The following is a 23,643-nucleotide window of genomic DNA, read 5'->3' as shown; positions in this document are numbered from 1 at the left end:
TTTGACTCTGCGCTTGGGACTCAAGCGTCTGAGGAAAGATCGCAGCCTCGTTGCACTCGTCAGCTCCTACATCCGGCTCGTCTTTGTATAACGATAAACCCGCCCCGATCCTTAAGCCGCTTGCGCCACGCAGTGCTCGATCAACGCCTCCAGTTCCTCCTGGTAGGCGCGCATCAACCCCTCGACGGTCTCGGCACGGTAGCGGCGGGTGCTGAAGATGCAGCGCAGTGCCAGTCGCCCGTCGTACACCTGCCCCACCACTTCCAGCCAGTTGCCCAGCGCGGCATGGGGGCTGTAGCAGCTGCCGTAGCTTTCCGCCGCCGGCACCAGCAACGCCTTGTCGTCGAAGCTCTGGTCGAACTGCCCCAGGTAGTTGAACGTCACCCGTGCCTGGGGCGCGCGACCCAGGGTGGCGGCCATCGGCTCGCCGCTCATGTAGCGCAACACGCCATAGCCCAATCCCTTGTTCGGCACGGCGGCCAACTGCCGTTGCACCGCCCGCACCGAGGTGCCGATGTCGGCTTCATGGCTCGGGGTCAGGCGCACCGGGAACATGCTGGTGAACCAGCCCAGGCTGCGGCTCAGGTCGATGTCCTTGACCAGGTCCTCGCGCCCATGCCCCTCCAGTTGGATCAGCACCGACGGCTGCTGGCTCCAGCGGCACAAGACCCGGCTCAGCGCCGCCAGCAACACGTCGTTGATCTGCGTCTGGTAGACCGCCGGCACCTGTTTGAGCAACTGCTGGGTGTGCTGCTCCGACAGGCTCAAATGCGCCACCGATTGGTACTGCACCTGGTTCTTGCCCCGCAGGTTGTCGCACGGCAACTCGCTGCCCGGCTGGTCGATCTGCTCCAGCCACCAGGCTTTTTCCGGCGCCGGATAGTCCCGCGCATAGGCTTGCAGGCCCTCGGCCCAGGCCCGGTAGCTGCTGGTGCGAATCGGCAGGTTCGGCGTCTGGCCGTCGCTATAGGCCGCATAAGCCGTCTGCAAATCCTGCAGCAGCAAACGCCACGACACCGTGTCGATGACCAGGTGATGAATCACCATCAGCACGCGAATTTCACCGCTGCCCAGGGTCACATGCGCCGTGCGCCACACCGGCCCGTTGTGCACATCAAGGCTGCGTTGTACCTGCTCGGCGTACAACTCCAACTCGGCTTCATCGGCCACGCTGTGCTGCCACAGCAAAGGTTCGTTGGCCCACTGGGCCTGCATCTCCTCCAGCGCCTGGTAATGCTGCAGGTGGCGCCCGCCGACTTCACTGAAGCGCAGGCGCAAGGCATCGTGCTGCTGCATCATGCCGCGCAAGGCCAATTCCAGTGCCGTCAGGTTCAACCCTTGGCGGGCCCGCAGCATCAACGCCTGGTTGTAATGATGGGGTTCGCTCATGCGCTGGTCGAACCACCATTGCTGGATCGGAATCAGGTTGAACTGCCCTTCGGTCGCCACCTGGGTCACGTCCTCGACCGTCACGGCAAACGTGTTCGAACGCTGGTCGAAAATCGCCTCGATGGTCTGGCCGCGCATCAGGTCCCGCAGCTTGAGCTCCATCTTCAGCTCCCCATGGTTACGCACCCGCGAGACCACTTGCAGGCTGAGGATCGAGTCACCGCCCAACTCGAAGAAATTGTCGGTGATGCCCACCCGTTCGACTTGCAACACATCAGCCCAGACCTCGGCCAACAGTTGCTCATCGCGGTTACGCCCCGGCACATACTCGGCGCCCTTGAATTCCGGCTCCGGCAGGGCCTGGCGATCGAGCTTGCCGTTCGGGGTGACCGGCAACGCCTCCAGGCAGATGACCTGGGCCGGCACCATGTAATCCGGCAATTGCGCCCGCAACTCGGCCTTGAGCCGATCGCCGATGGCCACGCCATCGGGGGTGACCACGTAGCCGATCAGTTGCTTGCCCGAAGCACTGTCGCGGGCGATCACCAACGCATCGCTGACGTCGTCCAGTTGCCGCAGGCTGGCCTCCACTTCTCCCAGTTCGATGCGGAAACCCCGCACCTTGATCTGGTGGTCGATACGGCCGACGTAATCGAGCACCCCATCGACGCGCTGGCGTACCAGGTCGCCGCTGCGGTACAGGCGATCGCCCGGCTGGCCGAACGGATCCGGTACGAAGCGCTCGGCACTCAGGTCCGGGCGGCGGTGATAACCACGGGCGATGCCCGCGCCACCGATGTACAACTCGCCGGCAATGCCTGGCGGCAACGGGTTGAGGTTGTCGTCCAGTACATACAAGGCGCGCTCCCCCACCGCACGCCCGATCGGCGCGTAGGCGGCTTCGCAACGTTCGCTGGCCGGCACCTTCCACAGCATCGGCGTGACCACGGTTTCAGTCGGGCCGTAGCCGTTGGTGAAGAATTGCGGACGCAACGCCGCCTTCACTTGCTCGAAGGTCTGGTCCGGCACCGCATCGCCGCCGAAGCAGTAGACCCGCACCGGCGGTGGCGCCAGTGAGCTGTTGGCGGCGTATTCGGCCAGTTGCTTGAGGTAGGCCGGCGGGAAGCAGGCGATGGTAATGCCGTGGCGGTGCAAGGCGTCGAAGGTCTGCTCCGGCGTCCACAGCGCGCCGTCGCGAATCACCAGGGTGCCGCCGCTGAACAGCGTGCTCAGCCAACGTTCATGGGCGCCGTCGAAGGCGAACGACATGAAATGCAGTTCGCGGGTCTGTTCGTCCATGTCGTACAGCCCGGCGATGGCCTGGCAATGCATGCTCATCGGCCCGTGCGCCACGGCGACGCCTTTGGGTCGACCGGTGGAGCCCGAGGTGTAGATCAGGTAGGCCAGGTTGCCGCCGAGCAAACCGCTGTGGGGCGGCAAATCGCTGTAGCCGCGGCTGTCGAAACCGTCGATGGCCAAGCGCGCCAGACCGTCGAGATCCGGCAGGCGCGCCTGCACCCGGCTGTGGGTCAGCAACAGCGCCATGGCCGAATCTTCGATCATGAACGCCAGGCGCTCGGGTGGATAATCGATGTCCAGCGGCACATACGCCGAACCGCTTTTCATCACCGCCAGCAGCGCCACGACCATGTCCACCGAACGCTCCAGGGCCACGCCGACCACCACTTCCGGGCCGGCGCCAAGTTCGATCAAACGGTGGGCCAGGCGGTTGGCCCGGCGCTCCAGTTCGCCATAGTCCAGCGAGTCGTCGCCACACACCAGCGCCGTGGCCTGCGGACGCGACTGGGCATGCCGGCCAATCAGCTCCGGTAACAACTGCGCCTGATAGCAGCCGTTCGGCGCCGCGCTCCATTGTGCGAAGGCTTGCCACTGTTCCAGCGACAAGCGCTGCAGGTTGCCCAGGCACACGTGGGGCGCATCGATCATCGCTTCCAGGGTGTTTTCCAGGGTCCGGCGGATTCGCTCCACCGCTTCGACGCTGAAGGCGTTGCGCAGGAACAGGTACTCGATGGACAGCGTTTCACCCAGGTTGACCGCCAGGTCCATCGGGAAGTTGGTCACGTCATGATTGCGTGACTCGCCGAAGCTCAGGCCGGTGTCCTGCTGGTCGCCCAGGCGTTCGTCGATGGGGTAGTTCTCGAACACGATGATGCTGTCGAACAAGCCCTGCCCGCCCAGGCCCGACCAGCGCTGGATGTCCGCCAGTGGCGCATGGGAATGCTCACGCAGGTCCAGGTTGTAGGCCTGCAACTGTTGCAGCCATTGATCCAGCGGCTGTTCGGGGTCCAGGGTCTGGATCACCGGCAAGGTGTTGATGAACAGGCCGAGGATGTTGTCGGCGTTGACCAGCCCCGCCGGACGCCCGGCGACGGTGGCGCCGAAGACCACGGTGTTCTGCCCGGTGAAGCGTTGCAGCAACAGCAACCACGCCCCTTGGATCAAGGTATTGGGTGTGATCTGCAAGGCGCGGCAGGCCTGTTGCAGGCGAGCGGTCTGCGCCACGTCCCAGCGCGAATACAGCGCCTCGTGCCCCGGCAATGCCTCAAGATGCCGCGGGAACATCGCCTGGTTAAGGGAAGTCGCCTGCTCCAAGGTGTCGAGGCGGCTGCGCCAGAAACGTTCCAGCGCGCCCTGGTCCTGGCGTTGCAGCCATTCGATGAACTCGCGGTAGCGACCATTGCGGCTGGGCACCTGCCCATGGGCGTAGAACTGCAACACCTCACCGAACAACCGCGAACTGCTCCAGCCGTCCATGAGGATGTGATGGCAGGTCCAGATCATCTGGTAGCGATCGTCTTCCAGGCGCAGCAACAACACCCGTTGCAAAGGCGCGCGGCTCAGGTCGAAACCGGCCAGGTAGTCGGCGGTCGCCCGGGCGCTGATCGCCTGCTCGCTGATGTCCTGTCCACGCCAGTCTTCAATCTGCAACGGCAACTCAACCTGGCGATGGACGATTTGCACCGGCGCGCTCAAGCCATCCTGCCAGTGGAAACTGGTGCGCAGGATGTCTTCGCGCTCGATCACCGACGTCCAGGCCCGGGCGAAACGCTCGGTGTCCAGGCCATGCACCGGCAGGCTGATCTGGTTGATGTACAAGCCGGAGCTGTCGTCGGCCAGGGTGTGGAACAGCATGCCGTCCTGCATCGGCGACAGAGGATAGATGTCCTCCACCTGCGCCACGGGCACCGGCAGGCCATTGAGTTGCGCCTGACTCAGGCGCGCCAGCGGGAAGTCCGAAGGTGTCAGGCCCAAGTGCCCGTCGGTGCAGCAGTGATCGATCAGTTGTTGCAACGCCACGGCGTAGGCATCGGCCAACCGCTGGAGCGTGGCCTCGTCGAAAACATCGCCACTGAACGTCCAGTCGAGGGTCAACTGGCCGTTGAAGATCCGCCCGTCGATGGTCAGCCAGTTGCCCAGCGCCACGTCATCGCCATGCCCTGCGCCACTACCCTCTTCACTCGGCACGAAAAGCGCCTGCTCATCGAAGCTCTGGTCGAACTGCCCCAGGTAGTTGAAGGTGATGCGCGCTGGCGGCAGTTTTGCCAGGCGCTGCTGGACCGCTTCGGCCCCCAGGTAACGCAGGACGCCGTAGCCCAGGCCCTTGTTCGGCACCGCCCGCAGTTGTTCCTTGATCCGCTTGATCGACTCGGCGGGGTCGCTGGCCGGCGTCAGCAACACCGGGAACAGGCTGGTGAACCAACCGACAGTACGACTCAGGTCGATGCCATCGAACAGTTCTTCGCGGCCATGGCCTTCGAGTTGCACCAGGCAGGCCGGTTGCCCGGTCCATTGGCAGACCACTTGCGCCAGGGCGCTGAGCAGCAAATCGTTGACCTGGGTGCGATAGGCCGTCGGCGCCTGCTTGAGCAAACGCTGGGTCTGGGTGGCATCCAGGCGCGTGCTCACCGAACGGCCATGGGCCGCGGCCTGGCTGCCCTCGGGGCGGGCCCGTGGCAGCGGCGGCAGGGGCTGGTCCAGTTGCCCGACCCAGTAATCCAGTTCCTTGTTCAGGGTTTCGCTGTGGGCGTAGTCCTGCAACTGAGCGGCCCAGGCCTTGAACGCCGTGGACTTGCCCGGCAAGGCCGGCGCCTGGTTCGCCCGCAGTTGGCGGTAGACGTTTTGCAGGTCTTCCAGCAGCACCCGCCACGACACGCCGTCCATGACCAAGTGATGAATCGCCAGGTGCAGGCGCGAACTGCCGTCCTGCACCGCGATCAGGCTGCAGCGCAGCAACGGGCCGTGTTGCAGGTCGAGGCTGCGTTGGGCCTGGTCGGCGATGGCGATGATCTCGGCGGCGTCCTGCGCGGTGCGTTGCCAGATCTCCAGCGGCTGCTTATCCACGGCCTGATGGCTGGCGTGCCAGCGGCCATCGTTGGCCTGGGTGAACCGCAGGCGCAGGGCATCGTGATGGGCCACCACGTGCTGGAGGGCCTGTTGCAGGTGGGCGATGTCCAAGGGTTCGCGCGGGGTCAGCAGGACCGATTGGTTCCAGTGGTCGCGGTGCGGGATATCACTGGCGAAGAACCAATGCTGCATTGGCACCAGCAGGCTCTCGCCGGTGACCGGGCCTTGGTCGATCACGCCTTCATCGGTCGCCGTGGCAACCCGCGCCAGGGCCTGGATGTTCTGGTGCAGGAACAGGTCCTTGGGAGTCAGGCCGATGCCTTGGGCACGCGCCCGGCTGACCACCTGGATCGAGTTGATCGAGTCGCCGCCCAGGGCGAAGAAGTTGTCGGCGGTGCCCACCCGCTCGACGCCAAGCACCCCTTGCCAGATGTCCACCAGTGCCCGCTCGATGGCGTTGACCGGTGCCGTGAAGGCTTCCTGGCGCTCGGCCAGGTCCGGTGCCGGCAGCGCCTTGCGGTCGAGTTTGCCGTTCGGGCTCAGCGGCATGTGTTCCAGGCGGGTCAGGTGCGTCGGCACCATGTGCTCTGGCAGGTTCAGGCGCAAATGGGCCAGCAGCGCTTCGCGCAACAGCGGCCAGTCGCTGGCCTCACCGGCCTGGGCGACCACGTAGCCGCTCAGCACCTTGCCGCTGCGGCTGTCCTGGGCCACCACCACTGCTTCTCGCACCGCTGCATGTTCAAGCAGGCGCGCTTCGATCTCACCCAATTCGATACGGAACCCGCGGACCTTCACCTGGTGGTCGATCCGACCGACGTAATCGATCACCCCGTCCGGGCGATAGCGCGCCAGGTCACCGGTGCGGTACAGCCGCTCGCCGGCCACGAACGGGCTGGCGACGAAACGCTCGGCGGTCAGTTCGGGACGGCGGTGATAACCGCGGGCCAGGCCCTGGCCGCTGAGGTACAGCTCGCCGTTGACGCCACTCGGCACCGGGTTGAGTTCATCGTCGAGGATGTACGTCATCAGGTTGGCAATCGGCTCGCCAATCGGCACCGCATCGCGCCCTTCGTCGCGGCAGGTCCAATGGGTCACGTCGATGGCCGCTTCGGTCGGGCCGTACAGGTTGTACAGCCGGGCATTGGGCAACTTGGCGAACACCTGCTGCTGGGCATCCACCGGCAGGGCTTCGCCGCTGCAGACGATGCGGGTCAGACGGGTGCACCGGCTGACGTTGGCATCCAGCACGAACGCCTGCAGCATCGACGGCACGAAATGCAGGGTGGTGATGCTTTCCCGTTCGATCAGGCTGACCAGCTTCTGCGGATCGCGATGATCGCCCGGTGCCGCGACGACCAGGCGCACGCCGGTCATCAACGGCCAGAAAAACTCCCAGACCGACACGTCGAAACTGAACGGCGTCTTCTGCAAGACACTGTCGCCGGCCTCCAGGCCATAGGCCTGTTGCATCCAGCACAAGCGGTTGGTCAGGGCGCCGTGGCTGTTGCCGGCGCCCTTGGGTTTGCCGGTGGAGCCGGAGGTGTAGATCACATAGGCCAGGTTCTGGGCGACGGCCCGGGCAGGCGGATTGTCGGTGGCCTTGTCCCGCAACCAGTCGTCATCCCCATCCAGCAGCAACGTGGTGACACCGTCCCCTCCTGTGGGAGCGAGCTTGCTCGCGATGAGGCCCTCACCTTCAACATCAATATTGACTGAACCAGCGCTATCGCGAGCAAGCTCGCTCCCACAGGTCAGCAACAGCTCGATGCCGCTGTCCTCGATCATGTAGGCCAGGCGTTCCGGCGGGTATTCCGGATCCAGCGGCACGTAGGCGCCACCGGCCTTGAGGATCGCCAGTAGCCCGACCACCATTTCCACGCTGCGCTGCACCGAGATGCCCACCAGCACATCCGGGCCGACGCCGCGCTCGATCAAGGCGTGGGCCAACTGGTTGGCGCGGGCATTGAGCTGGGCATAGCTCAGCGACTGCCCTTCGAACACCAGCGCCTCGGCGTGGGGATCACGCTCGACCTGGGCTTCGATCAAATGATGAACCGGAAGATGGTTCGGGTAGTCGGCGTAGGTGCGGTTCCAGTCCTCGACGATCAGGCGCCGCTGCGCCCTGTCCAGCATCGGCAGCTCGGCGATGCGCTGGGTCGGGTTGGCGACGATGGCGCGCAACAGGTTCAGCCAGTGCTCACCCAGGCGGGCGATGGTGCTCGGCTCGAACAGGTCGCTGGCGTAAGTCAGCGCGGCGCTGAGGCCATCGGCGTACTCGAAGGTGTCCAGGGTCAGGTCGAACTGGGCGGTGCCCGAGTCCCAGGTCAGTTGCTCCAGGCTCAGGCCCGGCAACGCCGACAGGTCCCGGCGGGCATCGCTGGCATGGTTGAACATCACCTGGAACAGTGGCGTATGGCTCAGGTTGCGCGCCGGCTCCAGCCGCTCCACCAGTTGTTCGAACGGCAGGTCCTGGTGGGCCTGGGCGCCGAGGGCCCGTTGCTTGACCTGATCGAGCAACTGGTCGAATCGCAGGTTGCCGTCGATGTCGGCCTTGAGCACCTGGGTGTTGACGAAGAAGCCCAGCAGACGCTCGGTTTCCACCCGGTTACGGTTGGCGATCGGCACGCCGACGCGGATGTCGTCCTGGCCGCTGTAGCGGTGCAGCAAGGTCTGGAAGCCGGCGAGCAAGAGCATGAACAGCGTGCTGTTGTGCTGCTGGGCCAGGCCCTTGAGGCCTTCGGCCAGGGCCGGTTCGATGAAGATGGGCAGCCGTGCGCCACGATAGCTTTGCTGGGCCGGACGCGGATGGTCGGTCGGCAGTTCGAGAATCGGTTGCTCGCCACCCAACTGCTCGATCCAGTAGTCGAGTTGCCGCTGCTGCTCCCCTGCCGCCAGCCACTGCCGCTGCCAGTGGCCATAGTCGGCGTACTGGATCGGCAGCGGTGCCAGCGCCACGGGCTGGCCCTGGCTGAAGCCTGCGTACAACTGCAGCAGATCGTCGACCATGATCTGCATCGACCAGGCATCGGACACGATGTGGTGCTGGGTCAGGATCAGCACATGGTCCTCAGCGCCCAGTTGCAGCCACTTGACCCGCAGCAACGGACCGCGCTGCAGATCGAACAGTTGCCGGGTTTCGGCTTCGATCAAGCCGCGCAAGGTACGTTCATCGACGCCGGCTTCGAGCGATTCGACCGCCAGGGCCAGCGGCGCTGGTTCGTCGATCACTTGCACGGGACGCTCATTGTCGAGCATGAAGCGGGTACGCAGGCTCTCGTGACGCGCCACCAGTGCATCGAAGCTCTGTTGCAGCGCCGCACGGTCGAGGGCGCCGCGCAAACGCAGGGCCGCCGGAATGTGGTAGGCGCTGCTGGTGGGTTCCAGTTGCCAGAGGAACCACTGCCGTTGCTGGGCGAACGAGAGCGCCAGCGGCTGGTCGCGAGAAATGCGTGGAATGCCCGGTTCATCGTGGGCCGATGCCGTGCCCATGGCCTCGACAAACGCCCGCAGGCTGTTATGGGCGAACAACAGGCGCAACGGCACCTGGATATTCAGTTGCTGGCGAACACGCGACATCACCTGGGTGGCGAGCAAGGAATGGCCGCCCAGTTCGAAGAAACTGTCGTCCAGGCCCACCTGCGGCACCTTGAGGATATCGGCCCAGATCGTCGCCACCGCCTGCTGCACGGGTGTCTGCGGCGCGACATAGGTTTTCTGCCACTGGCTGGCATCGGGCTTGGGCAACTGCTTGCGATCCAGCTTGCCGTTGGGCGTCAGCGGGAAGCGTGGCAACACCACCATGTGCGCCGGCACCATGTAGTCGGGCAGGTTGACCTTGAGCTGGGCCGTGAGGCTGTCGCGCAGGGCGCCCTGGGCGCCGGCATCCAGGTCATTCAGTTCGGCGGTTGGAACGATGTACGCCACCAGCGCTTGGCCGCCCGGTGCCTCCTGGGCCAGCACCGCCGCTTCGCGCACGCTGTCCTGTTCCAGCAGGCGCGCTTCGATTTCGCCCAGTTCGATGCGGAACCCGCGAATCTTCACCTGATGGTCGATGCGCCCGAGGTATTCGAGGATGCCGTCGGCCCGCTGGCGCGCCAGGTCACCGGTGCGATACAGGCGCTCGCCGGCGACAAACGGATGGGGCACGAAACGTTCGGCGGTCAGCGCCGGACGCTGGAAATAACCACGGGCCAGACCCTGGCCGCCGATCAGCAATTCACCGGCCACGCCATAGGGCACCGGCATCAGGTCGGCGCCCACAATGTACAGCGCCGTGTTGTCGATAGGCCCGCCCAGCCAGGGTTGCGCGGCCTGGGTTTGCAACGGGTGCAAGGCCGACCAGATGGTGGTTTCCGTCGGGCCGTAGAGGTTCCACACTTCACCGCCGAGGGCGAGCATGCGCACGGCCAGTTCCTGGGGCAGCGCCTCGCCACCGCACAGGCATTTGCAGCCGCGCAAACCCTGGGCGTGCTCGTTGTCCAGCAACATGCGCCAGGTCGACGGCGTGGCCTGCACCACGTTGACCTGCTCGGCCGCGATCAGCGCCAACACCGCGTACGGGTCCTGGGCGACGTGCTGGCCGGTCAGCACGATGCACGCGCCGACCATCAGCGGCACGTAGATTTCCAGGCCGAAAATATCGAACGAGAACGTGGTCAGCGACAACGCCCGGTCCTGGGCCGTCATGCCCGGCGCCTGGGCCATGCTCGCGACGAAGTTGGTCAGCGCGCCGTGGCGCACCATCACACCCTTGGGCTTGCCGGTGGAGCCGGAGGTGTAGATCGCGTAGGCCAGATGCTCCGCATCCAGGCGCGGCGCCGGCGCGTCGCAGGCATAGCCGTCGAGCCAGTCACCCTCCTGGTCCAACACCAACGTATTCACACCACCACCGCCCCCTGTGGGAGCGAGCTTGCTCGCGATGAGGCCCTCACCGCCAACATCAATATTGACTGAACCACCGCTATCGCGAGCAAGCTCGCTCCCACAGGACAGCGGTAGCTGGTCGAGCAGTGAACTTTGGGTCAGCAGCAGCTCGATGCCGCTGTCTTCGATCATGTAGGCCAGGCGGTCCTGGGGGAACGCCGGGTCCAGCGGCAGGTAGGCGCCGCCGGCCTTGAGGATCGCCAGCAGGCCCACCAGCATGTGCGCGCTGCGTTCCACGGCAATGCCCACCAGGACATCGGGCCTCACGCCGAGGCTTTGCAGCTTGCCCGCCAACTGATTGGCCCGGGCATTGAGTTGGCCGTAGCTCCAGCGCTCGCCGTCGATCACCAGTGCCGGGGCGTCCGGGGTACGCGCCGCTTGTCTTTCGAACAGTTGATGAACAAAACCCGCCTCGGGCGCCGGCGTCGGGGTGCGCTGGCCGTTGTCGAGCTGGGCCTGACGCTCGGCCGCGTCGAGCAACGGCAATTCACCGATGCGCTGCGCCGGGTTGGCCACGATCGCCCGCAACAGGTTCTGCCAATGCCCGCCCATGCGCGCAATCGTCTCGGCGCCAAACAGGTCGGTGGCATAGATCAGCCCTGCCGAAAGCCCTTCACTGTGCTCCACGGTTTCCAGGGTCAGGTCGAATTGCGCCGTGTGCGAATCCCAGCGCAGTTCCTCGACTTTCAACGCACCGACCGGCCCCTCGCCCGCCGGGCCTTGGGTCCGGTGGTTGAACATCACTTGGAACAGCGGGCTGTGGCTCAGGTTGCGCTCAGGCTGCAACGCCTCGACCAGTTGCTCGAACGGCAGCTCCTGGTGAGCCTGGGCGCCCAAGGCTGTCTGCTTCACTTGTTGCAGCAAGGCGCCAAACGAATCCTGGCTCTGGACATCGCTGTCGAGCACCTGGGTGTTGACGAAAAAGCCGATCAGCCGCTCGGTCTCGACCCGGTTGCGGTTGGCCGTCGGCACGCCGACGCGAATATCGTTCTGGCCGCTGTAGCGATGCAGCAGCGCCTGGAACGAGGCCAGCAGGAGCATGAACAGGCTGACGCCTTCGCGCTGGGCCATGTGCTTGAGATCGCCGGCCAGTGCCGCGTCGATGGCCAGTTCCAGCCGCGCGCCGCGATAGCTCATCACCGCCGGACGCGGGAAATCGGTCGGCAGTTCCAGCACCGGTTGCTGGCCGCCCAGGCGTGCGGTCCAGTATTCCAACTGACGCTCGCGCTCGCCCGCTTCCATCCAGTGCCGCTGCCAGATGGCGTAGTCGGTGTACTGGATCGGCAGCGCCGGCAATTGCGGCGCGCGGCCCTGGCTGAAGGCGGCGTAGCCGTTGACCAGTTCCTCGACCATCACCTGCATCGACCAGCCATCGGCCACGATGTGGTGCAAGGTCACGATCAGTACGTGATCATCCGCCGCCAACCGCAGCAGGCGCGTGCGCAGCAGCGGCCCCTGTTGCAGGTCGAAGAGCTGGCGGGTTTCCCCTTCGATCAACTGGCGCAGCTGCGTCTCGTCCGGCAACTGCTCCAAGGTGTCTGCCTGCAAACGCACTGGTGCCGCCGCATGTACCTGCTGCACGACCTGCTCGCCATGGGTCTGAAAGGTGGTGCGCAGGCTCTCGTGCCGGGCCACCAACGCGGTGAAACTCTGTTCCAGCGCAACGATGTCCAGCGGCCCGCGCAAGCGCAGGGCCGTGGGCATGTGGTAGGCCGCGCTGTCAGGGTCCAACTGCCAGAGGAACCATTGGCGCTCCTGGGCAAAAGACAACGACAGTGTGTCGAACTCGGCACTGACAGGCGGGATCGGCAGGTTCGCCGGGGAAACGTTCTCTTCGAGCATCTTCTGCAAGTACAAGCGACGTTTTTCCAGCGGCAGCGTTATGAAGCGCCTGGCAATACGTTGTGCGACAGCGGTGTCCATCAAACCTCCTCAAATTCATCGAGCAGCGCTTCAAGCTTGCTCAATTTCGACGTACTCATGGGTTCGCCGGCAGGCTCGAGTTGCGCCACGAACGCGCCGAGTACCGGGAATTGGAAAATCAGTTGCGGGGTCAAGGTCAGGCCCAGTTCCAGTTGCAGGCGCGAGACCACGCTCACCACCAGCAGCGAATGCCCGCCCAGCTCGAAGAAATCGTCGCCAAGCCCGACCTGCTCGACCTTGAGCACGTCTTGCCAGATGGCCGCGACCCGGCATTCGAGGTCGCTCTGCGGTGCCAGGTATGCCGGCTGCAGGGCACGGGTGTCCGGTGCCGGCAAGGCCTTGCGATCGAGCTTGCCGTTGGGGGTCAGCGGCAAGCGGTCGAGGAAGACCCAATGGGTTGGCACCATGAAGTCCGGCACCTGGGCCGCCAGTCGCGCCTTGAGTCGGTCGCCCAGGCTGCCCTGGTCAAGAAGGCTGTCCTGGCCGACCAGATAGGCCACCAGGTTCGGCCCGCTCACGTCGTCCCGCGCCAGCACCACCGCATCGCGCACATCGGCATCGGCCTGCAGGCGCGCTTCGATTTCCCCCAACTCGATACGCAGGCCACGGATCTTCACCTGGTGGTCGATCCGGCCGAGGTACTCGATCACCCCGTCGGCGCCATAACGGGCCAGGTCACCGGTGCGATACAGGCGGCCGCCCGGGGCTGGCGCGAACGGATCGGGAATGAAGCGCTCGGCGCTCAGTGCCGGTCGTTGGTGGTAACCACGGGCCAGGGAATCACCGGCGATGTGCAACTCGCCGACGGCGCCCACGGCGCAAGGCTGCAACGCCGCGTCCAGCACGTAGGTGCGCACGTTATCGATGGGACGGCCAATGGCGATGATCCGCTCGGCGTCGTCTTCGCTGCCACGCACCACGGCATGGCTGCTGGTGTCGATGGTCGCTTCGGTCGGGCCATACAGGTTGCGCAGTTCGCCATCGAACAGCGCCATGACCTGGCGCGACAGGTGCACGCTGAGGGCTTCGCCACCGCACAGCAGCAGGCGCAGGGAGGCCAGTTGCGCGCGGGTCGCCAGTGGCAGCAAGGCCTGCAACAGCGAGGGCGCCATTTGCAGCACGCTGATGCGCCACCGCGCCACGTCGGCCCAGAGGGTGGTCAGGTCGAGGTTCAGGTGCGGGCTGGCGAGCACCAGTTGCGCGCCACTCATCAACGGCAGCCAGAACTCCCAGACCGAGGCATCGAAACTGATCGCGGTTTTTTGCAGGACGCGGTCGGCGGCCGTCAGTTTCAGGCAACCCTGCATCCACGCCATGTGGTTGCTCAGGGCGGCATGGCGAAGGGTCACGCCCTTGGGCTTGCCAGTGGAGCCGGAGGTGTAAATCACATAAGCGAGGTGATCGCCGTCGATGGCCACGCCTGGGTCGCGCTCGCTGTAGCCGGCCAGCCATTGCCCAGGCTGATCCAACAGCAGCGCGTTCACGGCAGCGTCGCCGAACAGCGGCAGCACATCGGTCTCGGTGAGCAGCAAGGCGATGCCGCTGTCCTCGACCATGTACGCCAGGCGATCCCGGGGATAGGCCGGGTCCAGTGGCACATAGGCGCCGCCGGCCTTGAGCACCGCCAGCAAGCCGACGACCATCTGCACGCTGCGCGACAGCGCCAGGCCCACCAGCACGTCCGGGCCGATGCCGCGCTCGATCAAGCCATGGGCCAGGCGATTGGCCCGGGCATTGAGCTGGGCGTAGGTGAGCGTCTCCTGCTCGCTGACCAGGGCGACCGCGTCGGGGGTGCTTCGGACCTGGGCCTCGACCCATTGATGGACCGGGCGCCGAGGCGGTTCCACCACCGAGGTGGCGTTCCAGTCGTGCAGCAGCCTGGCACGGGCCACCGTGTCCAGCAATTGGATATCGCCCACGCAACCGCCGGCCGGCAGGCTCACCATCTGCGCGAGCACGTGTGCCACCTGCTCAGACAGGCGCTCGACGGTGTGTGTAGGGAAAGCAGCATGGGCATAGGTGAAGTGCAGGCTCAGGATGTCAGTTAGATTGACGGCCAGGGTCAACGGGAAATTAGTCTGTTCCTGGCTGGCCACGCTGCCGAAGCTCAAGCCCGAGGGCGCCTGCTCTTGCAGGGCTTGGGACACGGGGTAGTTTTCGAACACCAGCAAGGTGTCGAACAAACCGTCACCGCCCTGCCCGGCCCAGCGCTGGATCTCGAACAGCGGCGTGTGCTCGTGCTCGCGCAAGGCCACGTTCTGGCCCTGGATCTGTTGCAGCAGTGCGCTCACCGCCTGCTCCGGGCGCGGACTGGCGATCACCGGCAAGGTGTTGATGAACAGGCCGATCTGCTGCTCAACCCCCTTGAGCTCGCTCGGACGTCCCGACACGGTGGCGCCGAAGGCCACGGTGGCGTGCCCGGTGTAGTGCTGCAGCAGCAACAGCCAGGTCGCCTGGACGACGGTGTTGAGGGTGACTTTCTGCTGGCGGGCAAACTCGCTCAGGCGTTGGGTCTGCTGGGGCGTCAGGTCGTGATAGTGGCTGGCGTGGCTGCTTTCCGCCGTCGATTGCAGCGGAGCGACACGGGTCTCGGCCAGACGGGTCGGCGCCTCCAGGCTGTGCAATTGCGCCAGCCAGAAGGTTTCGCTGGCCTGGGCGTCGCGGCCTTGCAGCCAGGCGATGTAGTCCCGATACCGCCCGGCCGGGCGTGGCAAGGCCTGGCCGTCGTAGCGTTGCAGCACCTCGCCGAGCAACTGGGAGTTGCTCCAGCCGTCCATCAGGATGTGGTGATGGGTGTAGATCAGGTGATAACGCTGCTCAGCGGTGCGCACCAGCACCAGGCGCAGCAACGGCGCGCAGGCCAGGTCGAAGCCCTGCTCGCGCTCGGCGTCCGCCAGTTCGGCCAGGGCCTGGCCGACATCGGCACGGGCGCTCCAGTCCAGCGAGGTGAACGGCACGCGCACCTGCTTGTGCACCACTTGCACCGGGCGCTCGCTGCCCTGCCAGATAAAACTGCTGCGCAGGCTGTCATGGGCATCGACCGCCGCTTGCCAGGCTGCCTCGAAACGCCGTGGATCGAGGCCTTCGATGTCCAGGCACATCTGGTTGATGTACTGGCCGCTGCCCGCTTCGTACAGGCTGTGGAACAACATGCCCTGCTGCATCGGCGCCAGTGGGTAAAGGTCTTCCACCCCGCGTGCCGACAACGCCAGGCCATCGAGTTGTGCCTGGGTCAGGCCGGCCAGGGGGAAATCCGCCGGCGTCATGCCCTGGCTCGTCGGGTCGCAGCAATGGGCGATCAACAGCGCCAGCTCACGGGCGTAGTCATCGGCCAAGCCCTGGATGGTCGCCGGTTCGAACTGTTGCGCACTGAACGTCCAGCCCAACCGCAACGCGCCATCGAACACTTGACCGTTGAGCGTGAGCCAATTGCCCAGGGTGGCCAGCGGGCTTTGCTCGTCGCCGGCGCTTTCGCTGGCCGGGCTGAACAAGGCACCTTGGGCCTGATCGAAACTGCCGTCGAACTGGCCGAGGTAATTGAAGGTGATGCGCGGCACCGGCAACGCCTCCAGGGCCGCCCGACTGGCGTCGTCGCCCAGGTAACGCAGGGCACCGAAGCCCACGCCTTTGTCGGGAATCGTCCGCAGCCCTTGCTTGATCGACTTGATCGAATCCGCCAGCTCCACGGCCGGCGACAACCGGACCGGGAACAGGCTGGTGAACCACCCCACCGTGCGCGTGAGGTCGACATTGGCGAACAGCTCTTCGCGGCCATGGCCTTCGAGCTGGAGCAACAGGCTGTCGTGGCCGGTCCAGCGGCAGATCACCCGGGCCAGGGCTGTGAGCAACAGGTCATTGACCTGGGTGCGATAGGCCGCTGGCGCCTCTTGCAGCAACTGCCGGGTCAAGTGCGCATCCAGTCGCGTGTGAACGGTGACGGCCTCGCGGTTTTGCCCGGTCGCTTCGGGGTCGAGACACGGCAGGTCGGTCGGCGCATCGCACAGTTGCCCTTGCCAGTAGGCCAATTGCTGCTGCAGTTGCGCACTACGCGCATGGGCCTGCAACTGCTCGGCAAACACCTTGACCGAACTGGTCTTGGCCGGCAGTTGCAGCGCTTGGCCGGCGAGCAGCTGCTGGTAGGCGGTTTGCAGGTCGTCGAACAGAATCCGCCACGACACGCCGTCCACCGCCAGGTGATGAACCACCAGCAACAGGCGCTGGCTGCCATCGGCCAAGGTCGCCAGGACGCCGCGCAACAGTGGCCCTGCATGCAGGTCGAGGCTGCGCTGGGCCTGATTGGCGAGGGTTTCCAACGCGCTGGCATCGGCCACCTCACGCTGCCACAGCAAACCCTTGTCCGCCCAAGCCTGTTGTTGCGCGGGCACCTCACGGTGCTCGGCGCGCCAACCTTCGGCGCTTTCATTGAAGGACAAACGCAAGGCGTCGTGGTGCAGCACCAACGCCTGCAAGGCCTGCTCCACCACGGATGCTTGCAACGGGCTGGCCGGTTTCAGCAACACCGACTGGTTGTAGTGGTGACGCTCGGGAATCGCCTCGGCGAAAAACGCCTGCTGGATCGGCAACAGTGGCGTCGACCCTTGGCTCGGCGCCTGATCGATGCCCGGCGCCTGTCCACCGGTCTGGGCGACGCTCGCCAGCGTCTGCACAGTCTGGTGCTGGAACAAGTCCTTGGGAGTAAAACGGATGCCCGCCTGACGGGCGCGGCTGACCACCTGGATGGAGACAATCGAGTCGCCGCCCAACTCGAAGAAGTTGTCGCTCAGACCAACCCGTTCGACCTTGAGCACGTCCTGCCAGATCGCCGCGATCTGTTGCTCCAGTTCACTTTGCGGTGCCACATAGTCCTGCTGGACCTGGCTGGCGTCGGCGCTCGGCAAGGCCTTGCGGTCGAGCTTGCCGTTGGCGGTCAGCGGCCATTGCTCGAGGAACAGCAGGTGCGTCGGCACCATGTAGTCCGGCAGGTCGGCCTTGAGCTGGGCCTTGAGCTGCTCGCGCAGGCCAGCGGGGTCTTCGGTGGCGTGGGCCGGGATGACGTAAGCCACCAGTTGCTGGCCGCTCGGCCCTTCCTGGGCCAACACCAGCGCTTCACGCACCGCCGCCAGGGCGTTCAGGCGCGCTTCGATTTCGCCCAGTTCGATGCGGAACCCACGGATTTTCACTTGATGGTCGATGCGGCCGACGTACTCGATCACGCCATCGCTGCGGTACTGCGCCAGGTCGCCGGTGCGGTACAAGCGTGCGCCGCTGTCGCCGAACGGATCGGGGATGAAACGCAACGCAGTGAGGTCGCCACGGTTCAGGTAACCCCGGGCCAGGCCGGCACGACCGACGTACAGCTCACCGATGCAGCCTTTCGGCACGGGGTTGAGGTCGCCGTCCAGCAGGTACCACGACAGGTCGGCAATCGGCTCGCCAATCGGGCTGCTGGCGTCCTGCACCAGGTCCGCCAGCGACAGCGGACGGTAGGTCACGTGCACGGTGGTTTCGGTGATGCCGTACATGTTGATCAATTGCGGAGCCGCGTCGCCGTACTTGTCGAACCACGGGCGCAGGGCCTTGACGTCCAGGGCCTCGCCGCCGAACACCACGTAGCGCAGGGCGTTGGCCCGGTCATCGGCGCAAGCCTCGTGCATCAACTGCTTGAATGCCGAGGGCGTCTGGTTGAGCACGGTCACCCCGGCCTCACAGAGCAGTTCGTGGAACTGCTGCGGTGAACGGCTGATGTCGTAGGGCACGATCAACAACTCGCCGCCGTGCAGCAACGCACCGAAGATTTCCCACACTGAGAAGTCGAACGCGTAGGAATGGAACAGGCTCCAGACATCCTGCGCGCCGAAGTTGAACCACGGCTCGGTGGCCTCGAACAGGCGCAGCACGTTGTGGTGCGGCAGCAAGGTGCCCTTCGGGTTGCCGGTGGAACCGGAGGTGTAGATCACGTAGGCGAGGTTCGCAGCATCCATCGCCACCCATGGATCGCTGTCGGCGAAGGCGCTGACGTCGGCGTCCAACAGCAGCGTCTGCACGCCGTCCGGCACTGGCAATTGATCGACCAGGGCCGCTTGAGTCAGCAGCAAGCGGATGCCGCTGTCCTGCATCATGTAGGCCAGACGATCCTGGGGATAAGTCGGGTCCAGCGGCACATAGGCACCGCCGGCCTTGAGGATCGCCAACAGACCCACCAGCATGTCGAAACCGCGCTCGGCGGCCAATCCCACCAGCACATCCGGGCCGACGCCGTGGGCGATCAACTGATGGGCGCGGCGGTTGGCCTGGGCGTTGAGCTCGCCGTAGGTCAGGGTTTGGGCGTTGCAACGCAGAGCAACGGAGTCAGGACGCAAGCGCGCCTGTTCGGCGATGCGCTGATGCAGGCAGGCCTCGCCCGGGAAGCTGTTCGGCGCCGGGTTCCATTGGGCGATGTGTTGCTGTTGCTCGGTGGCCGTCAGCAGCGGCAGTTCACCGATGCGTTGGCGGGGATCGGCGACGATGCCGTGCAGCAGGTTCAGCCAGTGTTCGGCCAGGCGTTGCACAGTACTGGCGTCGAACAAGTCAGTGGCATAGGTCAGCGCCGCACCGAGTTCACCCTCGGCTTCCAGGGTGTCGAGGGTCAGGTCGAACTGGGCGGTCTGGCTTTCCCAGTCCTGGGCCTTGATGACCAGCCCGGGCAGCGCCGGCAGTGCCTGGCGAGCAACGCTCTGGTGGTTGTACAGCACCTGGAACAACGGGCTGTGGCTCAGGTTGCGCTCAGGCCGCAGCGCCTCGACCAGTTGCTCGAACGGCAGGTCCTGATGGGCCTCGGCGCCGATGGCCGCCTGTTTGACCTGCGCCAGCAACGCACTGAAACGCTGCTGCGGATCGACCTCGGCCTTGAGCACCTGGGTGTTGACGAAAAAGCCGATCAGCCCTTCGGTTTCCACTCGGTTGCGGTTGGCGATCGGCACACCGACACGAATGTCCGACTGGCCGCTGTAGCGATGCAACAAGGCCTGGAACGACGCCAGCAAGACCATGAACAACGTGCTGCCTTCGCGCTGGGCCAGTTGTCGCAGCTGTTGGCCCAGGGCCTGGGGCAGGTCGATAGCCAGGCGTGCACCGGCAAAGCTCTGCCGGGTCGGGCGCGGCCGGTCGCTGGGCAGCGCCAGCAACGGCTGCTCGCCCCCCAGCACATCGGTCCAGTACGCCAGTTGTCTTTCCCGCTCGCCGGCGTCCATCCATTGACGCTGCCACACCGCGTAATCGGCATACTGGATCGGCAGCTCGGCCAATGCTGGGGACTCACCCTGGCTGTACGCGGCATAACCCTGGATCAGCTCCTGCACCAGCAATTGCATCGACCAGCCATCGGAGACGATGTGGTGTTGGGTCAGCACCAGCACATGCTCGTCGGCCCCCACCCGCAGCAGGCCGACCCGCAGCAGCGGGCCGTTTTGCAGGTCGAATGGCTGGGCGATCTGCTGGCGGACAAAGGCCTGGATCTGTTCATTGTCGCCGTCGAGAACCTGCGGAATCACCACCGGGTTCATCTGCCCGTGAATGACTTGGAACGCTTGCTCATCGACCTGGACGAAGGTGGTGCGCAGGCTCTCGTGGCGCTGCACCAGGGCGGCGAAACTCTGTTGCAAGGCCGGCAGGTCCAGGGCGCCCTGAATCCGCAGCGCCGCCGGAATGTGGTACGCCGCGCTGTGGGGCTCCATCTGCCAGAGGAACCACTGGCGTTGCTGGGCGTAGGACAGTGGCCGTTGCGGCTGGTCCCGGGAAAGACGCGGGATGCTCGCCGGCCGCGCCACGTCGCTGTCCACCAGCGCGGCCACACAGGCCTCAAGGCTGGCGTTCTCGAACAACTGGCGCAGTTGCAGGTTCAGGCCGAGGGCCTGGCGAATGCGCGAGACCATCTGTGTCGCCAGCAGCGAATGGCCGCCCAGTTCGAAGAAGTTATCGCTAAGCCCTACCCGCTCCACCTTGAGCACGTCTTGCCAGATCACCGCGATCTGTTGTTCCAGTTCACTTTGCGGCGCCACGTAGTCCTGCTGGACCTGGCTGGTGTCGGCGCTCGGCAAGGTCTTGCGGTCGAGCTTGCCGTTGGCGGTCAGCGGCCATTGCTCGAGGAACAGCAGGTGCGTCGGCACCATGTAGTCCGGCAGATCGGCCTTGAGCTGGGCCTTGATCCGGTCACGCAAACCGGCTTGCTCCTCGCGGGGATCTGCCGGGATTACATAGCCCACCAGTTGCTGGCCGCTCGGCCCTTCCTGGGCCAGTACCAGCGCTTCACGCACCGCCGCCAGGGCGTTCAGGCGCGCTTCGATCTCGCCCAACTCAATGCGGAACCCGCGGATTTTCACTTGATGGTCGATGCGGCCGACGTACTCGATGACGCCATCGCTGCGGTACTGCGCCAGGTCGCCGGTGCGGTACAAGCGTGCGCCGCTGTCGCCGAACGGATCGGGGATGAAACGCAGCGCAGTGAGGTCGCCACGATTCAGGTAACCCCGGGCCAGGCCGGCGCGACCGACGTACAGCTCACCGATGCAGCCTTTCGGCACGGGGTTGAGGTCGCCGTCCAGCAGGTACCACGACAGGTCGGCAATCGGCTCGCCGATGGGGCTGCTGGCGTCCTGTTCCAGGTCCGCCAGCGACAGCGGACGGTAGGTCACGTGCACGGTGGTTTCGGTGATGCCGTACATGTTGATCAATTGCGGGGCCGCATCGCCGTACTTTTCGAACCACGGGCGCAGGGCCTTGACGTCCAGTGCCTCGCCGCCGAACACCACGTAGCGCAGGGCGTTGCTTCGTGAGTCGGCGCAGGCCTCATGCATCAATTGCTTGAACGCCGAGGGCGTCTGGTTGAGCACGGTCACCCCGGCCTCACAGAGCAGTTCGTGGAACTGCTGCGGCGAACGGCTGACGTCGTAGGGCACGATCAACAGTTCGCCACCGTGGAGCAAGGCTCCGAAGATTTCCCACACCGAAAAGTCGAACGCGTAGGAATGGAACAGGCTCCAGACATCCTGCGGACCAAACTGGAACCACGGCTCGGTGGCCTCGAACAGGCGTAGCACGTTGTGGTGCGGCAGCAAGGTGCCCTTCGGGTTGCCGGTGGAACCGGAGGTGTAGATCACGTAGGCGAGGTTCGCCGCGTCCATCACTACGTGCGGATCACTGTCGGCGAAGGCGCTGACGTCGGCGTCCAACAGCAGCGTCTGCACGCCATCCGGCACTGGCAATTGATCGACCAGGGCCGCTTGGGTCAGCAGCAAGCGGATGCCGCTGTCCTGCATCATGTAGGCCAGACGATCCTGGGGATAAGTCGGGTCCAGCGGCACATAGGCACCGCCGGCCTTGAGGATCGCCAGCAGCCCCACCAGCATGTCGAAACCGCGCTCGGCGGCCAATCCCACCCGCACATCCGGGCCGACGCCGTGGGCGATCAACTGATGGGCGCGGCGGTTGGCCTGGGCGTTGAGCTCGCCGTAGGTCAGGGTTTGGGCGTTGCAACGCAAGGCGATGGCATCGGGACGCAAACGCGCCTGTTCGGCAATGCGCTGATGCAGGCACGCCTCGCCCGGGAAGCTGTTCGGCGCCGGGTTCCATTGGGCGATGTGTTGCTGTTGCTCGGTGGCCGTCAGCAGCGGCAGTTCACCGATGCGTTGGCGGGGATCGGCGACGATGCCGTGCAGCAGGTTCAGCCAGTGTTCGGCCATGTGTTGCACGGTGCTGGCGTCGAACAGGTCGGTGGCGTAGCTCAGGGACGCGGCCAGCTCACCGTCGGTCTCGTGGGTGTCGAGGGTCAAGTCGAACTGGGCGGTGTGGGAACGCCAATCCAGGCTCTCGACCTGCAACCCCGGCAATTGCAGGGCTTGAGCCGCGCCGCTGCTCTGGTGGTTGAACATCACCTGGAACAGCGGGCTGTGGCTCGCCTGTCGCTGCGGCGCCAGTGCCTGCACCAACTGCTCGAACGGCAGGTCTTGATGGGCTTGCGCCCCCAGCGAAGCCTGCTTGACCTGGGCCAGCAATTGCTCGAAAGGCAGGTCGCCCTGCACCTGGGCATTGAGCACCTGAGTGTTGACGAAAAAGCCGATCAGGCCCTCGGTTTCCGGGCGGTTGCGGTTGGCGACCGGCACGCCGACGCGGATGTCCGACTGGCCGCTGTAGCGGTGCAACAAGGCCTGGAACGACGCCAGCAAGACCATGAACAGCGTCGAGCTTTCGCGCTGGGCCAGGTGTTTCAGGCCCTGGGTCAGCCCGGCGTCGAAGCGCAAGTCCAGGCGTGCGCCGCGATGGCTCTGTACCGCCGGGCGCGGGCGGTCCGTTGGCAACGGCAGGACTTCGCCGCCATCGCCCAGCCGTTCGGTCCAGTAGGCCAGTTGCCGCTCCAGCTCACCGGCCTCCATCCATTTGCGCTGCCAGATCGCATAGTCGGCGTATTGGATCGGCAAGGCTGCCAGGGTCGGCGCCTGACCGCTGCGGTGGGCGGCATAGAGCTGGACCAGGTCGTTGACCATGATCCGAGCGGACGCGCCATCGCAAATGATGTGGTGCTGGGTCAGCACCAGCACATGGTCGTCCGCTGCCAGTTGCAGCAGCTTGACCCGCAGCAGTGGCCCTTGCTGCAGGTCGAACAGCCCGGCAATTTCGTCATCGATCAAGGCTTTGAGCGCGGACTCGTCCAGCAACACCACCGGCTCGATCGCCAAGCTCAAACGTGCCTGCACCAGTTGTCGGGGCCCTTGCGCGCTGTCGACGAACACCGTGCGCAGCACATCGTGACGGGCCAGCAAGGCGTCGAAGCTGCGTTGCAGCGCAGGCAGGTCGAGGGCGCCGCGCAGGCGCAGCGCCGTAGGCACATGGTAGGCCGCGCTGTGGCGGTCCAGTTGCCAGAGGAACCACTGGCGCTCCTGGGCGTAGGACAGGTCGAGGGTCTCGAACTCGTCGCGCATCGCCGGGATCGGCAATGTCGCCAGGCTCATGTTTTTGCTGTGCAGCTTGTGCAGGAACGCTTGCCGTTGGGCGAGCGGTAAACGGATGAAT

The 23,643-nt window shown here is 65.4% G+C and carries 2 protein-coding genes (1 of these 2 only partly in view); both read right to left on the bottom strand.

The features are described 5' to 3' along the window. Positions 1-111: 111 nt before the first annotated feature. A complete protein-coding gene (locus IB266_RS07925; protein ID WP_225613462.1) occupies positions 112-12,600 on the bottom strand; it encodes a non-ribosomal peptide synthase/polyketide synthase in 12,489 nt (4,162 codons plus the stop codon). After that, a protein-coding gene (locus IB266_RS07920; protein WP_192260835.1) for a non-ribosomal peptide synthetase crosses the window boundary here: on the bottom strand, positions 12,600-23,643 show its 3' portion. Its footprint extends 35 nt past the window's final position; 11,044 of the gene's 11,079 nt are visible here — the last part of the coding sequence; the start codon falls outside the window, past its right edge — the gene reads right to left on this strand; its stop codon occupies positions 12,600-12,602. Before IB266_RS07920 ends, IB266_RS07925 begins: the two co-directional genes overlap by 1 nt.

Origin of the sequence: Pseudomonas sp. Pdm06 (genome assembly GCF_014851795.1) — a bacterium.
Classification (GTDB): Bacteria; Pseudomonadota; Gammaproteobacteria; order Pseudomonadales; family Pseudomonadaceae; genus Aquipseudomonas; species Aquipseudomonas fluorescens_AA.
This window is presented reverse-complemented; position numbering and strand designations above follow the sequence as displayed.